Raw genomic sequence first — 15,374 nt, 5'->3', positions numbered from 1 at the left:
GACAATATAACCAGTTAGTTAGATTAAAGGTTTAATACATTCTTCCCCTTCACGCTGAGCAGCGTTCACGTAATCACTTACCTCGTAAGCTTCCAGACTTTCACCGCCCAAATCCTGCACAAAATCATGCGCTTCTTCTGGCTTCCATTTAAGGGGTTCAATCCATTTTTCCTGTTCTTGTTTTGGTAGAATTACAGGCATTCTGTGGTGAATATCCGCCATAAAACGGTCCGCTTCCTGAGTTAAGATGGTACATGTAAAGCGTTCTTCCTCTTCCGTTTTCCATTGATCCCAAAGCCCCGCAAAAGCAAACAATTTACGGTTTTCCGGATAAATGCGTAGCGGCTGTTTCCCATTTTCAGTTTTTTTCCATTCATAAAAACTGTCCGCAACAATCAGGCATCTTTTTTTGGACATTAGATGCTTAAAACTAGGCTTTTCATGAGCTGTTTCACTTCGAGCGTTAATCATTTTATAACCGATCTTAGGATCTTTCGCCCAGGAAGGCACCAGTCCCCAGTACATAAAGCCTGCTTTCTTTTCTTTACCATTATGAATAATAGCGAGAACCTTTTGACCTGGCGCAATATTGTATCGTGGTTGATAGTCCTCAATTGAATGATTAATTCCAAACTCTTCTACTATTTGAGCTTCTTCGGAAAACAAGGTATACCTTCCGCACATTCCTAACTCCTCCTACACATTTTTTATTATTATACCCACTCGAGATTCCTGTTTAACCGGCATACCAGCCGCATTAATTATTAAAAGGTCCAGCCGAATATGTAGCTGAACCTTTCGCGGAAAAGTTATTTCCCTGCTAATCCATACATAATAAAATGAATCGTTCGATCTAACTCTTCTTCATCTTCCCAGTCACTTTCCGGAGCAAGTAAAAATCGGGTGACCAGAAAGCCCACCACCGTCGAAATAATCATCCGGATAATCGAACGATTAGGGAAATCAATCACACTCCCCCGCTCTTTCAATTGATTTAAGGAGTGTTCAAATTTAGGAAAAACTTCTTCAAGAAATACAGACTCGTAACGAGACTGAAGTTCAGGCTGAAAAGCAATTTCCTGTAAAACAATTTTTAATAAGGGCGAATTTTCTTTTGCAAACTCAAACCGATTCTTAATAATTTTCTTAAGGAATGGTTCAAAATCTTCAGGTGGTTCATCAAACACTTCTTTTGTAAAGTGACTTGCTAAAAAAGGAACAGTAAATTGGGTCATAAAAGGGGTCACGATAGAAAATAGTAAATCCTTCTTTGTTTTATAGTGTCGAAAGATCGTTCCTTCAGCTACTCCGGCTCTTGCTGCTATTTCGCTGGTAGAGGAAGATGCATATCCTTTTTCGGCAAAGATTTCTACGGCCGCTTTCAGAATTTGTTCCTGTTTTGGGGTTAAACCCTTTCCATCCTGGGCTTCATTTATAGCATGATAGATCTCTTTAAATTCACTCACTTGCGTCCTCCTCACTTATCAGTCTCTCTACTACCATTATAGACGCCGGTGCCGCTTTAACGCGAATATATTGAGAAGGGTAAACAAAATTACGAAACCGATCAGTACATACATGGAAAACTGAAATTCTGCTAACCCCTCGCCACGCAGCATAATCCCCCTCAATGCCTCTGCACCGTATGTGAGCGGCATAATACGGCCTATCGCCTGAAGCCAGACGGCCAGACCTTCAATTGGAAAAAGCCCTGAAAAGAAGACCTGAGGGACAATTACAAGAGGGATAAACTGAATCATTTGAAACTCATTTTTGGCAAAGGCAGAAAGCAGCGTTCCAAGACTAAGAGCAGTAAGAGCTAATAGAAAAGTAATCAGCAACACATATATTAGCTCTCCAGTCATATATACCTGTAATACATAAATGGAAAAAACCGCAATTAGTATGGATTGAAAGATCGTGAATAATCCAAAACCTCCTAGATATCCAAAAACTACCTCACTTCGCTTAATTGGCGATGCTAACAACCGCTCCAGTGTGCCTTGCGTTCGTTCTCTAAGGAAGGATACACCACCAACTATAAATACGAAAAAGAAAACAAAGAAACCGATCAATACCGGGCCGATATAATCAAACAGTTCCATATCTTCCGAACCATGCCAGAAACTTACATTAATATCATTCGATGGATTCTTTGGTCCTGCTGCCTGTAACTCCGTCCGTATGGCACCTGCTGTATTAGGATCGCTTCCTTCTAATGTTAATAAAGGCTTCTGTTCTTTCCACTGCAGGAAGGCATCAATCTTTCCCTCATCTATTTGCTGCTCCGCTTCAGCTAAACTCATGGAAGTCAACTGGAGTTCCGTTTCCTCAAGCGTTGCTTGAAAAGGATCAGGTACGTCAACGATTGCCATATTAAGCGTCTTACTACCTCCATCGAGCACCAGCCACATCAGGGTGAGCACAAAGATCGGGGCTGCAATCATTAAGGCCATGCTTCTTTTATCCCGGCGAAACTGCTTTAGTATTCGTTTCATTAACGTCCACGTATTCATTGAGCAGCACCCCCATAATGCAAAAATACTTCTTCGATGGTTGAAGCACCAATCCTATCTTTTAATTGTTCAGGGGAATCTACAGCAATAACCTTGCCATCGCGGAGCATCGCCAGACGATCACATTTTTCTGCTTCATCCATCACGTGGGTGGTAACAATTATAGTTACCCCGCCTTCTTTTAACCGGTATAATTCCTGCCATATTGACTGTCTTAATACTGGATCAATCCCTACAGTCGGTTCATCCAGAATAATAATTTCTGGTTCATGCACAAGCGCAGCTGCAAGAGAGAGCCTCCTTTTCATACCGCCCGAATAGGTTTCGACCGGCTGGTCAAGGTGTTTTGTTAAATCCACCATATCCATGACCTCTTGAATACGTTGCTTCCTTTTTGTTTTAGATAATTTATACAAGGAAGCAAAAAACTCCAAGTTTTCTCTAGCTGTTAACTCTTGATACAAAGCATCCGATTGAGCCATGAACCCGTATTTCTTCATTTGTTTAAGCGAAGGCATCAATTCATTATTTAGAAAAACTTCGCCTTTCCCAGGTGCCAGAATTCCTGTCATCATTTTTACCAGCGTTGTTTTTCCGGCTCCCGAAGGGCCTAACAAGCCAAATATTTCCCCTTTTTCAATTGAAAGATTTATATCCTGAAGAATGGTGGTTTTTCCGAACTGATGGGAAATACCGTTCATTTGTACAACAAAATCCATACATTTCGCCTCCCTACCCACTAATTGTGAGTGATTACTCACTTTTATTAAACACCATTATGCTGAAAAAGTAAAGTGAGTAATCACTCATTTAGTGTAATTAAAAAACACAGCCCTTCGACTGTGTGTTCAGAATCCAAAATTCCGATGGATTTTATGGCTATATTGACGATAGGCTCCTGACTGGTTAAGCTTCCTCTTTTCCATCATTAAATCAAAACGTATTCTCTTCTCGGATAACTCTCTTTTATAACGGTCCGCACGGTCTGGATCTTTGATTTCCGAGAGCAGCTCTTCCAACTGTACAATTTCTTTCTTGAGCTGCATTTCTTCTGGAAGCATATGAGCATTTTTTAAGATACGATATCCATTTCTGAGTTCTGCAGGGACGTAAGCAAGATCATCTTTTGGTAAAGGCTTCCCCTTGCCCGGAAGGTCCTCAAAATCACCACGTTCCATGGACTGCTTGATTTTCTCTTCTATAATATGACCAAAATCCATAGCTTCGCCTCCCTTTATTCCTATAATTTCTTGGAATACAGCTGCATCGCATCAAGCCCAGAATTCTGAACAGGATCGTGGACAAAATTTATTTCTCTTGCGTCTTTAGTTTTTGTTAACTCTTCATACACCTTGCCTGATAAAGATAATCCTGCTTGAGAGGCCTCTTCGACGGTCTGCGCATAATGAATCTCTTTAATACCAGCAAAGTAAGCAGCCGTTAAACACATGGGACACGGTTCGCCGCTAGCATAAAGAGTACAATCACTTAAATCTGTGGTCTGAAGGTCTTCCTGAGCTTTTCGGATGGCCACTAATTCTGCATGTGCGCTTATATCCGGCTTCCTATGCAGCTCATTAACACCTTCTGCTACGGATACGCCATTCTTTACCAGTACTGCTCCAAAAGGGTGACCGCCTTCTTCTACGTTGGTTACTGCAAGCTTTAATGCTTTTTCCATCCATTCATTCACAGTTACCTCGCCTCCTTTATTTTATTCAGGTGCTGAGTCAAGGAATCACGCAACCCCCTGGCTAAAGCATCGACTTCAATCACACGCTTAAGTTTATCAGGATTATTTTTATCGTGATAACGTACATCATTTACATCCTGGACGGTAACCGCTGACGGATGACGTTCCGCAAGTGTCATATAGTTTCCAGGGGTTACTTTTCCTTCTTCCAATACTCGCAGGTAAAAACCGGTGTAACCCGTTTCCATCACTCTTGCAGGAAAATCTTTAATACCGTGAGTACGAGCAATAATATAACAGGGCTTTCTAGGTTCTGAGATCTCCAGGAGAGCGTCCCCCAGTTGGAATTTGTCTCCAATATGAACCTCACGCTCATCAATTCCATCAACTGTTAGGTTCTCGCCAAAAGCTGGATAAGAGAAAGACTGACCATAGTGCTCGTCCCAATTCTTATAATGCTGAGCAGGATAAAGACAAACGGCTTTATCTCTTCCTCCATGGTTTTTCTTATCCGCCTGCTCATCTCCTTCAAAATTATAAAACGTTAAATAAGTACTTTCCTGAACAGGGGTTTTGCGGTAGGCACTTTCCAACTCTCCCTGCTCTGTCTCATACACCTCTGGGCGTCCTACATTCAAAGATAAGAGTTTATATTTCATTCAATGTCCCCTCTCTATAGCTTTTCACCCATGCGGGAAGAAAATCATAGCTCCATGCATCACTTGGATAATCAACAAATACGTCTTCTCCATTTTCATACAAAGCCTGAATTAATTCATTAATCGCCCCAAAATAATAGGTGTACAAAAATTCGTAGCTGAAAGGTTCTTTAGGCATATGATTCTCCGCACAGACAGTTGGATCGCTATAATTTAAATACGTACGACAAGGAATGGGACGAACCTCATAAGCCATACACAACTGGGTTTCCGGATCAAGCATTGGACACGGAAGGTTGAGCTTTTTGTACTCAAGTTTTGTTGCCGGATCATCGGGATCCATAGCAAGAGCGGTATCAAGCTTCTCAGCCTGCTGGTTATAATATCGTTCCCAGTGTTCAAAGATCGCATGCTTTCGTTGCTCGGAAAATTGCTCGATGGAGCGAAACATCATTTTCGCTTCCATCCGGCTCAGAACAATTGGAAAGTAGCAGCAGAATGCACATCCCTTAAAACAGTTTGCTTCCATTCCACTGAATGATTCCATACGGTTAATTTCATGATCAACCTCTTTAAGCAGATTTTGAAAACCTTGTAAAATCACCGTCTCGGTTTCAGCCTCACTATCTAGTAATTCATCTATGATGTTATCAAAAAAAGCTGGGTCAATTTCGTAGGATTGATTGAGCCGTTCACATTTTTCCAGGATTTCATGATGTTTTAAAAAACGGTCCATTATAAAACTCCTTCTTTTTCGTTGCCTATATTATACATGGAAGTAGGCCTATAAAACTACATTGTTATAAAGATTGATTTTTGTATCGACCTTCTGTCAAAAAAGCGTTACTATTAGTTTATAAAATAAACTAGAATTTGACACCTGTGGAGGTACGTCCTAATGTTCTCAAATGCTGAAATTGGAATCGATCTTGGTACAGCCAATATACTTATCTATTCTAAATCTAAAGGTATGCTTTTAAACGAGCCATCGGTAGTAGCTTACAACACTGAAACTCAAACTGTAGTAGCCGTAGGTAAAGAAGCTAAGGAAATGGTAGGTAAAACACCTAAACATATTATACCTGTACGCCCGCTTCGTGATGGTGTCATCGCTGACTATGACCTAACAGCTCAAATGTTAAAAGAGCTCTTGAAAAAGGTATCCAAGAAATCAGGTATGTCCATGCGCAAACCTACAGTGGTTATCTGTACGCCTTCAGGATCTACTTCTGTAGAACGCCGGGCTATTCATAATGCCGTTAAAAGTTATGGAGCAAGAAATGTCCATTTAATTGAAGAACCCATTGCCGCTGCCATCGGTGCCGATCTGCCAGTTGATGAACCAATTGCGAATGTCATAGTTGATATCGGGGGAGGGACAAGCGAAGTTGCCATTATTTCGTTTGGCGGCGTTGTATCCTGTAAATCCATACGTACTGGTGGAGATGTAATGGATGAAGAGATTATCCATTACGTAAGGAAAGCGTATAATGTGTTAATAGGTGAACGTACAGCAGAAGAAATTAAAATGGAAATTGGCTATGCTTTAATTGACCATCCTGAAGTTACCATGGATGTTCGTGGGCGCGACATGGTTACCGGCCTTCCGAAAACGATCGAGTTAAAATCGACTGAAGTACAATCGGCCATTAAAGAGTCCCTGGAACAGTTATTGGAAACCATTCGAGCTACACTTGAGGATTGCCCGCCAGAACTAAGCGGCGATATTGTTGATCATGGAGTCATCCTTACGGGAGGCGGTGCTTTATTAAACGGTATGCAGGAATGGCTATCAAATGAAATATCCGTACCTGTGCACATGGCTCCAAGCCCTCTGGAATCAGTAGCTATTGGGACAGGAAAGTCTCTGAAGATGATTCAAAAACTGCAAAAAGCATCCACTAATTAAGAAGGTTTGTTAAGAAATATATTGTGTTTTTTAAAAGATGAGATGTTCCCCCATTTCATTCCCGCTGGGTTTAATTAGATGGCTTACACATTTGAGCAGAAGGAAGGCGCCTTGCGATGTCACGGTCGCAAGGCTTCTTTCATGTGAAGACTCCTTTATCGTATAAACAACAGGTATTTCCCTCTATGTAGTGTGTTAACGAGTAAGTCCAGGGCAGTTTAATTCTTCAATACTAACACTTGTATGGACAAAAGCGTTTGATTTGATAGAATATACCTAGAGGCTTCAGCTTAAGATACTGCTGCACGAAGTCCAATTAGGACAGATTTTTTGATAAGGAGCAGGATCTCATTATGAAAACATCAACACTATTAAAATGGATAACAGGAGCCTGTGAAGCATTTTTGGCCATTCCTATTGCCGGCGGCGCCTTTGTGTTAGGGAATGGATGGGCTCCCCTTCTATTCATGTTTATTTTTCACTTAATCACTCTGGTAGTATCCATTAGGGAAAACCGCTTTTTCGTCGGTAGTATCCTTGGTCTTGTTACAAGTGCCATAGGAGTCATCCCATTCATTGGCTGGATTATGCATACGACTACAGCTATCGTGCTTTTAATAGATGCTGGAGTTTCCTCTGGCACGGATAAAAGAGCAAAGCTAGCTAAGAAATAGAAGCATCTAATCACACCAGAAAATGTATTTATCAATCTTTCTACAATAGAGGAGGATGCGTCTATGTATACAGTACTTTGTTTTTTTAGAGTCAAAAAAAAGAACGTGGAAAAATTCGTGAAAATGACTAGGAAAAGCGGCGATATCCTGGAATCTCACGGCACCATTTCCCATCATGTCTATTTTTCCAATATGCTTACAGGCAGACAAGGCTCTATGGGTGTACTCAATTTAATGGACGTCGAAGAAGATGAAGAATTGCTTATGGCGCAATCCGTTTTCAACAGTGAAGATCATTATTATGAAGTGATGAAAAGTGTGAAATCAAATGACATGATCCATTATCTGGATGAGTATATTAAAGATTTAGTGGAAATGACGCGTGTAGTCACATCTTCTTTCACTACTAAAAACCCTCAATAAGTATTGGGGGTTTTTTGTGATTACATGTCTTTCCATTTTAAGTGTAGTCATTAAGCAGACGTGCTATCATAGAATTACAATTTATTGGAGGTGGAGGAAATGAAAATCGTTGTATTAGGAGCAGGTGCTTTAGGGGCATACTTTGGGGCACGCTGGCAAGAGGCTGGACACGAAGTTGTTAACCTTGTAAGAGAAGGAAGAGCAGAACAACTGGAGAAACACGGATTACAGTTACATAGTAAAATGGGAGATTATACCGTTTCCGAACCAGTCATTGCTAGAAGCCCGGAAGAAATAGAGGATGCCGACTTAGTCTTTCTCGCTGTCAAAGGCTATCATCTTCACGGAACGATCGATTGGCTGAAGCAGCTGGTTCAAAAGGGAGCCAAAGTCTTTCCAGTTCTGAATGGCATGGAGCACATTAGTATTCTGCAGAAAGAACTGGGCGAAGAAGCCGTCATCGGCGGTCTTTCCTATATTATTGCCACCCTTGATGAACAAGGACATGTTGTGCATTCCAGCGAGTTTCACGATCTTGTATTTGGACCTTTGCACCCTTCCCAGCAATCCCTATGTGAAGAGCTTGCTTTTGCTTGTAACCAGTCGAATCTTAATGGGAGTACCAGCCCGAACATCCTAGAAGATATGTGGAAAAAGTATATGTTCATTTCTGCTTTTTCCGGCATTACGACGGCTGTTAATCAACCAATCGGGGAGATCCGTTCCTATCCTCAGACCTTCCGTATTGCTGAACGCATTCTGTTCGAAATGAAGGAACTTGCTAATGCTCACCAAGTAAACTTAACAGATGAGCAGGCAGAGAAAGCGTTTGAAAACCTGCGTAAACTTGACCATGAAATGACTTCTTCCATGCATCAGGATCGAAGAAAAGGCCTGCCGCTTGAGGTCGAACATCTTCATGGCGGAGCATTAAGACTTGGGAGTGAAGTCGGGCTGTCCATGCCTTATACAGAAACCATTCACGCCATGATCAAACCCTATGAAACGTATCAGCAGTAAATAAAAAGCAGTGTCTCCAATGAGTGGGGACACTGCTTTTATTATGGCAAGATTATTTGTGACTTTTTTTATAAAGATTATTAAACAATAGGGCCGGATAGTTGAAGACTCAAATTCGAGATATATTGGGCCCGTTACGAAATGAGGAGCGGGATGGTGGGGAAATAACTCGCTTTCCTATGGGGGAACGGTGAGCTTCCTCGCTCGTTTCACTCCCTGCGGGATCTCACCTAGTCCCTTCTCCCATGGGAGTCTCATCATTTCCCCACCAACCCAGCCCAAGTAGAATAACGGACCCTTTTATAAGAGAGAATGCTTTCCTTCTTAACTGGTATTAAATGCTTCTATGACAGGCTATTCCACATATTTATAGCATGAAAAAGTGCCACGTTCCCGTGCTCTTTTTGCTTATCTAGAAGACATCATAAGTAGTTTCGAATTGCTGATTTGGCAAGGTCCGGAGGGGGACGATGGAGACTCCTGCGGGATGAACATGATCGGTGAGACCCCGCAGAGCTTGCTCGAGGAGGCTCAGCACATGCCCGCGGAAAGCGAAATCGTCCCCCGGAGGACCTTCCTCATAACCATTATCTCGAAACTGAGTCTTTCGGTATCGGGAGCTTATCTGTGAAAATGACTAGTGCTATTTTTAGTTATCTGCATACTCCGCTACGTTCGGTCTTTTCCCATATTTCAAATCTCGGATCGTTAAACCAAAGTCCATTTGCAGATGGGGATAATCTTTAAAGTTCGACCAGTCCCCCCCCCATTCAAAACCAAGATCTTTCGCAATCGCCACGACTTCCATCCAGTCTGACTGTCCATTGCCGTTGCCGTCTCTTTCCATATCCCAAACCACACCATGATCCGTTTTCAGGGCAAAGTCGATAGCAAGGCCATAATTGTGGTAGGATTCGCCTCCTTTGGCATGGGTCACCACTTGGCCTTCTTCGGAGCGTCCTCGTGCATAAAGCTCATTTTGACTTTCAATCGAGCGGTGTCCTTCCGTGATTGCAATTTCTATTCCCTGTTCTGCAGTTAGAGCTACCAGCTTCTCTTTATATTCTTCTACTCTGGGATGAAGTTCCTCAGGCACCGGTACATCTTTTTTTACAAAGGGAGATCCGGGCCATTGTTTTTCAATCTCTGGAATCAGGATATAGACTACCAGTCCGAGCGTCACTATGAATACGGTAAAACTTATTAGTTTCGATAGGATTTTCACTTCATTGGCAATCCTTTCATCTAGTATCTAGTAATTTAAGAATACCATATGAAAAGAATATTAAGCATTTTTTTGAGCTCAGTCTATAAAGTCACGAGGTATTTCTTCCTTGATTTATTCAAACGTACCGTACACCAGCACTTCTCCGTCCGCTATCATTTCCTGTCCTTTAGAGAATACTGTATGAATTTCTAAATCTTCAGAATCCATTAATACAAGATCAGCATCTTTTCCAGCTTCAACGCTTCCTTTATTATGAAGCCCTAAAATACGAGAAGGGTTCGAGGTAATAACCTTTAAAGCATCTTCTAAAGGGACACCATGCTGTTTGACCGCTTCTTTAAATGCTTCAAAAAGGGATTGGATTTTGCCTACCTTCATACCGACAAGGTTTCCTTTTTCATCAAAATCCGGCAGACTTCCCTGCGCATCCGATGTAAAAGTCATCTGTTCCACAGGAACGCCCCGGTCGAGCATCCGCTTCAGCGCCTCACTGCTTTTCACCTCGCCATCTTCAATAAACTTAGGAATGGTACTTGTGGTGAAGTCTACAAACCCGCCTTTTAGTGCATAGTCGATGCCATCTTCAAATAACTGCTTCGTCCGGTTTATATGGGTAGGGTAAAATTGACTTATTGGAATATCTGTGGTGGCAACGACTTCTTCAATAAGAGACAAGCCATCTTTACTGTCGCCTAAGTGAATGTTAACTACTCCTTTTTTTCCAGAAAGCATGCCACCAATCCTTGCCTGAGAAGCGATTTTTGCCAACTCCTCCACCGTGGGCTGTGAAGAGCGGTGATCAGCGATGGCAATTTCGCCCGCGCCTATAATAATATCCATCAGAATAATGTCATCCTCAATTTTACCTGTCAGCGTTTTAACTGGAACCTGATAGGATCCGGTATGAACGTAACAAGAAAGGCCTTCCTCCTGCAGAGCCCGCGCTTTCGCTACTAAGTTAGTCATTGTCCGGGTGGTTCCATCTGTGCCAATCACACCGACAACAGTCGTAACTCCATTTTTAGTCGCATCGGTCAGTTTTAATTCAGGAGTGCGGGACCGGAAACTCCCTTCTCCGCCTCCTCCCGTAATGTGCACGTGACCATCTATAAAGCCGGGAGTTAACGCTTTACCTTCCGCCTCGATTACCCGGACAGAATTGGTGTTGCTTGATATATCGATAGAGTCACTTACCTCTGCAATTCGCTGATCAGCGATCAGGACATCTTTTTTACCTGAAAACTCAGGAGTATATAGGGCTGCATTCTTAATTAATGTAATCATCATAACTACCTCCTGTATCCTTAAGTGAAATTAACCAATACCGCCGTGATAATGAACGCACTCGCCAAACCAAACATGAGTAATTGGAATTTAATAATAAACGTGAACCACTTTCCCCAATCCAGCCGAGCAGCACCAAGTGTTCCCATTAAGGCGGCAGATGTCGGAACGATAATATTCGTTAATCCGTCTCCTAATTGGAAGGCAAGTACGGCTACTTGGCGGCTTACTCCGGCAATATCTGCAAGTGGTGCCATTAAAGGCATCGTCAGAGCAGCCTGACCTGAACCAGATACGACAAAGAAGTTAAAGATAGATTGGAAAAGGAACATAAGCCAGGCAGAAATAACTTCCGGTACTCCCTCAAACAACTGACCAGCCGAGTGCAGAATTGTGTTCAGTACAGAAGCCGTGGTTGGATCATCTCCACCTAGAATGATGATAATACCTTTTGCCATACCAACGACCAGGGCAGCCGGAAGCAGGTCTTTCGCTCCTTGAGCAAATCCTTCAGCAATATCATTTACTTTCATATTATTCAATTTAAAAATTACCCCGATGATCCCAGCTACAAGACCAATCGTAAAGAACTGACTCGCAATCTCGGGAATATAGTACGCGTGCTGAATAACTCCCCAAATAATCCAGCCAATACCTGCAGCGACAGTAAGCAATACAAGCATGTGTCCTGTTCTGAATTTAACAGTCATGTCTTGATGATCAAAGTCATCACGGAAGTATTGATCAGACTCGTAGGATAAGGATTGCGTCGGGTCTTTTCTAATTTTGCTCGCGTATTTCCAAGTATAAAATGTTCCAACCGCTGTAAACACCAGCCACATTACAAACCGGAATGGTGTGCCGGATAATACAGGCACATCGGATACACCTTGAGCAATAGCTACTCCAAATGGGTTCATCCAGGAGGTCCCAAAGCCGATTTGTGTTGCTACATACGTAATCATGATCCCAGTGATCGCATCATATCCTAAGGCGACGACAAGCGGAACAAGAATCATAGCAAAAGCGATAGCTTCCTCTCCCATTCCAAAAACCGCTCCGCCTAAAGAGAATAAGAAGAACATAACTGGAATAATCAGAACTTCTTTCCCTTTGGTCCTGTCAATAACGGATAAGATGCCTTCTTCAACAGCTCGAGTTCTCATAATAATTCCAAAGGCACCGCCAATAATAAGTATAAAAGCAACGACTCCTACCGCAGACCCCCACTTATCTCCAGAAACTAGCCCTTCAAACACATAATTTAATAAACCGGCTCCTCCTCCGGGTTCAAATAAGCTGGTACCTTCACTGGATCCCTCTTCCACGTTGAAGCTTCCAGGGATTAAGACCGTTTGCGTCTCCTCTGCACCCGAATGTTCATAAGTAACTTCCTTCGTTTCAAACATCCCCGCAGGAATGAGATACGTAAGGACCGCCGCCAGTAATACTACGAAAAAGATAATCACGTATGTGTGCGGCATTTCGAATCCTTTTTTCTTGTTATCCATTACAAGTTCCTCCTTTATTTTTTCCTCTCCCCTGGTTACATGCAAAAATCATGCCAACCTCAAATTCTGAATATTTAAGTATTTAATTATCCAAAAAACGACTTTTGGTTGTAATTGGGTGTTATAATAACAACTAATTATCATCAAAAGGAAGGTTTACATGAATAATCATTTAACTCTGATCACAGGCACACCTGAAACTAAATTGGCCTTACATGAACAACTTGAAGATCTATTGGGGGAGTTTATTCAGATCACAAGCTACGCCGTCGATGAGTATGTACCGGAGGAATTAAATAACCGCCTCATTATTTTTTCTTCCTACTTAGTTGAAGAAGAAGCCTCCCCCATTGTTTCAACTTCATCTCCATGTAGGACAGCTCGCAGAACAATGAACTACCAGCACATAGATCGTTTGTTTGAACTTGAGAAAGGAACTTCTGTTCTTTGCGTGAACGATACGCGGCAAATGGCAGAGGAAACGATCGATACTCTGAAAAAAATCGGCATGAATCACCTTTCCTACTTTCCATATTATCCCGGCAAAAAATCAGATAAAAAAATTGAAACGGCCGTTACCCCTGGAGAAATTACTTTTGCCCCTTCTTCCGTAAAGACGATTATTGATATTGGTGTTCGATTAATTGATATTACCACCTTAATCGAAATACTGGATCATTTTGAACTTAAACAGCTGCTGGGCGGAACAATCTCCAGTCGTTACACCGGTAAGATTATCGAACTCAGTAAAAAGCTTGCTGATATGAATCGCCAGACTGAGTTGTTAAATCATCACCTTCAGCAGGTCGTAGATGGAGTGAACGACGGAGTGATGGCGATTGACAGACACGGAAAGGTAACAGTTTTTAATCCCTTCATTCAAGAATACAGCGGTATATCCAGTACTCACGCTATTGGAAGAACAGTGCCTCAGTTATTCAAAGATACCAAACTGCTTCAATTTTTATCGAATCCCCAAGAGGAGGGAAAGTACTTTACCATCAATGGGTATAATCTGATGATCTATCGCGTGCAATGGGAAGAAAGCGAGAATGTCATCTTCATTTTTAAAAACACGGATGAAACCATTAACATGGAAAAAGCCGCGCGTAAGCAGTTGCTGAAGACAGGATATATTGCTAAACATTCCTTCGATCATATATTGGGAACCAGCCCCGCTATCCAGCAAGCGAAAAAAATAGCCAGGCAATTAGCAAGTACAGAGCTGCCCGTATTGATTCAAGGAGAAAGCGGCACTGGAAAGGAATTATTTGCGCATGCCCTTCACCACCATTCAGAACGTGTCTATGAACCTTTTCTCGCCGTTAATTTCAGTGCTTTACCTGAGGATTTGCTGGAGAGTGAATTATTTGGCTACGAAGAAGGATCATTTACCGGGGCCAAGAAAGGCGGAAAGAAAGGGTTATTCGAACAGGCGGATGGCGGAACGATCTTCCTGGATGAAATTGGAGACATCAGCTTAAAACTGCAGGCGAGACTGCTGAGGGTCATTCAGGAAATGGAGATAAGGAAAATCGGCGGTACTAAAACGATCCCGATTAATGTGAGGATTATTGCAGCTACAAATAAAAATTTACTGGACTTAATCGAGAACGGAGAATTTAGAGAGGATTTATACCACCGGTTGAAAGTACTATTTTTAAATGTTCCTCCTTTAAGGGAACGTAAAGCTGATATCCCTGCACTGGTAAGACAATTTTTACAAGTGAACCAAAGACAGGATCAAGAGTTTCATCCTTCTTTAATGAACGAATTGATGCGCTATGACTGGTACGGAAACATCCGGGAATTAAAAAATACCATCTCGTATCTAATTACCGTATCCGAGAATCCGATCATTACTATGGAAGATTTACCAGGTAAAGAGTTTTTCCAGAGACCGAAAGCACAGTCCCGCCCTAACTCGGAAAGTGTTATGGATGAAAGGTTAAATCAAAAGATTTTAACTGTGGTTAAGGAGTTAAATGATTCTTTCACGAATGCCAGTCGGAAAAAAATTTATGAAAGCCTTGACCACAGCACTCTGCATTTAACAGAACAGCAGATAAGAAGAATACTGGAGAATTTGAAAGCCCGCGGATATGTAACGATTAAACGGGGACGCTCCGGCACCCAAATCACTCCCGAAGGCATTGCCTTCTTATCAAACTCTTAGCTCAAGTAAATCTCTCTGTCTATTTTTCCAAATAAGCTCCCGTTTCTGGAAGACTCAGTTTCGAGATATATCGAGGCCGTTACTCTATGTTGGAAGGGGTAAATAACTCGCTTTCCTATGGGGGAATGGTGAGCTTCCTCGCTCGTTTCACTCCTGTAATGACCCCCAAATGTTGGACACCTCACGAAACCTAGGAGGGATCCACCATATGTCCAAACTTACTTCCCAAGAAAAACACTTGGCCGTACACCGCTATCTAACGGAAAATGTCAGTTTTCGAG

16 protein-coding genes are annotated in these 15,374 nt (G+C 42.1%); 5 read left to right on the top strand and 11 right to left on the bottom strand.

Translation table 11 applies throughout. From position 1 onward, the window contains the following. Positions 1 to 18: 18 nt before the first annotated feature. The 8 genes from ACTWPM_RS05445 to ACTWPM_RS05410 form a co-directional block, all read right to left on the bottom strand. Entirely contained in the window at positions 19 to 684 is a 666-nt protein-coding gene (locus ACTWPM_RS05445; RefSeq protein WP_443132052.1) for an SOS response-associated peptidase, read from the bottom strand. Positions 685 to 809: 125 nt separating this feature from the next. Then, entirely contained in the window at positions 810 to 1,466 is a 657-nt protein-coding gene (locus ACTWPM_RS05440) for a TetR/AcrR family transcriptional regulator (protein WP_443132051.1), read from the bottom strand. A gap of 36 nt (positions 1,467 to 1,502) precedes the next feature. Beyond that, on the bottom strand, positions 1,503 to 2,516 hold the full coding sequence (locus ACTWPM_RS05435; protein WP_443132050.1) for an ABC transporter permease: 1,014 nt from the start codon (positions 2,514 to 2,516) through the stop codon (positions 1,503 to 1,505). Continuing rightward, positions 2,513 to 3,235 (bottom strand): ABC transporter ATP-binding protein, encoded by a 723-nt coding sequence (locus ACTWPM_RS05430; RefSeq protein ID WP_443132049.1) that lies wholly within the window; start codon positions 3,233 to 3,235, stop codon positions 2,513 to 2,515. The genes ACTWPM_RS05435 and ACTWPM_RS05430 overlap by 4 nt, the downstream gene beginning before the upstream one ends. A gap of 129 nt (positions 3,236 to 3,364) precedes the next feature. Continuing rightward, positions 3,365 to 3,736: a DnaJ family domain-containing protein gene (locus ACTWPM_RS05425; RefSeq protein ID WP_443132048.1), complete on the bottom strand. Its 372-nt coding sequence runs from the start codon at positions 3,734 to 3,736 to the stop codon at positions 3,365 to 3,367. 20 nt (positions 3,737 to 3,756) lie between these two features. Further along, entirely contained in the window at positions 3,757 to 4,209 is a 453-nt protein-coding gene (locus tag ACTWPM_RS05420) for a nucleoside deaminase (RefSeq protein WP_443132047.1), read from the bottom strand. A gap of 2 nt (positions 4,210 to 4,211) precedes the next feature. Then, a complete protein-coding gene (locus ACTWPM_RS05415; protein WP_443132046.1) occupies positions 4,212 to 4,868 on the bottom strand; it encodes an MOSC domain-containing protein in 657 nt (218 codons plus the stop codon). Next, positions 4,858 to 5,604: a YkgJ family cysteine cluster protein gene (locus ACTWPM_RS05410; RefSeq protein ID WP_443132045.1), complete on the bottom strand. Its 747-nt coding sequence runs from the start codon at positions 5,602 to 5,604 to the stop codon at positions 4,858 to 4,860. The genes ACTWPM_RS05415 and ACTWPM_RS05410 overlap by 11 nt, the downstream gene beginning before the upstream one ends. Positions 5,605 to 5,766: 162 nt before the next feature. On the opposite strand from ACTWPM_RS05410, the gene mreBH reads away from it, so the two are divergent. From mreBH to ACTWPM_RS05390, 4 genes are all read left to right on the top strand, one after another. Further along, positions 5,767 to 6,777 (top strand): rod-share determining protein MreBH, encoded by a 1,011-nt coding sequence (mreBH, locus tag ACTWPM_RS05405; RefSeq protein WP_443132044.1) that lies wholly within the window; start codon positions 5,767 to 5,769, stop codon positions 6,775 to 6,777. Between the two features lie 353 nt (positions 6,778 to 7,130). Beyond that, on the top strand, positions 7,131 to 7,451 hold the full coding sequence (locus tag ACTWPM_RS05400; RefSeq protein ID WP_443132043.1) for a hypothetical protein: 321 nt from the start codon (positions 7,131 to 7,133) through the stop codon (positions 7,449 to 7,451). A gap of 63 nt (positions 7,452 to 7,514) precedes the next feature. Next, positions 7,515 to 7,874 carry a DUF1428 family protein gene (locus tag ACTWPM_RS05395; RefSeq protein WP_089754947.1) on the top strand — a complete coding sequence of 120 codons (360 nt, stop codon included), beginning with the start codon at positions 7,515 to 7,517 and terminating at the stop codon, positions 7,872 to 7,874. A gap of 99 nt (positions 7,875 to 7,973) precedes the next feature. Continuing rightward, entirely contained in the window at positions 7,974 to 8,894 is a 921-nt protein-coding gene (locus tag ACTWPM_RS05390) for a ketopantoate reductase family protein (RefSeq protein ID WP_443132042.1), read from the top strand. Positions 8,895 to 9,543: 649 nt separating this feature from the next. Here ACTWPM_RS05390 and ACTWPM_RS05385 read toward each other — a convergent pair. The 3 genes from ACTWPM_RS05385 to yfcC form a co-directional block, all read right to left on the bottom strand. Further along, complete coding sequence (locus ACTWPM_RS05385; protein WP_443132041.1) at positions 9,544 to 10,119, bottom strand: M15 family metallopeptidase; 576 nt, start codon at positions 10,117 to 10,119, stop codon at positions 9,544 to 9,546. A gap of 114 nt (positions 10,120 to 10,233) precedes the next feature. Then, positions 10,234 to 11,406 carry a beta-aspartyl-peptidase gene (gene iadA, locus ACTWPM_RS05380; RefSeq protein ID WP_443132207.1) on the bottom strand — a complete coding sequence of 391 codons (1,173 nt, stop codon included), beginning with the start codon at positions 11,404 to 11,406 and terminating at the stop codon, positions 10,234 to 10,236. Between the two features lie 20 nt (positions 11,407 to 11,426). Next, entirely contained in the window at positions 11,427 to 12,917 is a 1,491-nt protein-coding gene (gene yfcC / locus ACTWPM_RS05375; protein ID WP_443132040.1) for a putative basic amino acid antiporter YfcC, read from the bottom strand. 160 nt (positions 12,918 to 13,077) lie between these two features. Between yfcC and ACTWPM_RS05370 the strand changes: the two genes are divergently transcribed. Next, positions 13,078 to 15,093, top strand: a complete 2,016-nt coding sequence (locus ACTWPM_RS05370) for a sigma 54-interacting transcriptional regulator (RefSeq protein WP_443132039.1) — start codon at positions 13,078 to 13,080, stop codon at positions 15,091 to 15,093. The last annotated feature ends 281 nt before the right edge of the window (positions 15,094 to 15,374 follow it).

Origin of the sequence: Halobacillus sp. K22 (assembly GCF_052246795.1) — a bacterium.
Classification (GTDB): domain Bacteria; phylum Bacillota; class Bacilli; order Bacillales; family Halobacillaceae; genus Halobacillus.
The sequence above is the reverse complement of the archived record's forward strand: the minus strand, read 5'-3'. Positions and strand labels throughout refer to the sequence as shown.

Coding starts and splice junctions, on each gene's coding strand:
- ACTWPM_RS05415 (WP_443132046.1), bottom strand. CDS start 4,868: ATGAAATATAAACTCTTATCTTTGAATGTAGGACGCCCAGAGGTGTAT.
- ACTWPM_RS05370 (WP_443132039.1), top strand. CDS start 13,078: ATGAATAATCATTTAACTCTGATCACAGGCACACCTGAAACTAAATTG.
- ACTWPM_RS05435 (WP_443132050.1), bottom strand. CDS start 2,516: ATGAATACGTGGACGTTAATGAAACGAATACTAAAGCAGTTTCGCCGG.
- iadA (WP_443132207.1), bottom strand. CDS start 11,406: ATGATTACATTAATTAAGAATGCAGCCCTATATACTCCTGAGTTTTCA.
- ACTWPM_RS05425 (WP_443132048.1), bottom strand. CDS start 3,736: ATGGATTTTGGTCATATTATAGAAGAGAAAATCAAGCAGTCCATGGAA.
- mreBH (WP_443132044.1), top strand. CDS start 5,767: ATGTTCTCAAATGCTGAAATTGGAATCGATCTTGGTACAGCCAATATA.
- ACTWPM_RS05390 (WP_443132042.1), top strand. CDS start 7,974: ATGAAAATCGTTGTATTAGGAGCAGGTGCTTTAGGGGCATACTTTGGG.
- ACTWPM_RS05445 (WP_443132052.1), bottom strand. CDS start 684: ATGTGCGGAAGGTATACCTTGTTTTCCGAAGAAGCTCAAATAGTAGAA.
- yfcC (WP_443132040.1), bottom strand. CDS start 12,917: ATGGATAACAAGAAAAAAGGATTCGAAATGCCGCACACATACGTGATT.
- ACTWPM_RS05395 (WP_089754947.1), top strand. CDS start 7,515: ATGTATACAGTACTTTGTTTTTTTAGAGTCAAAAAAAAGAACGTGGAA.
- ACTWPM_RS05400 (WP_443132043.1), top strand. CDS start 7,131: ATGAAAACATCAACACTATTAAAATGGATAACAGGAGCCTGTGAAGCA.
- ACTWPM_RS05430 (WP_443132049.1), bottom strand. CDS start 3,235: ATGGATTTTGTTGTACAAATGAACGGTATTTCCCATCAGTTCGGAAAA.
- ACTWPM_RS05410 (WP_443132045.1), bottom strand. CDS start 5,604: ATGGACCGTTTTTTAAAACATCATGAAATCCTGGAAAAATGTGAACGG.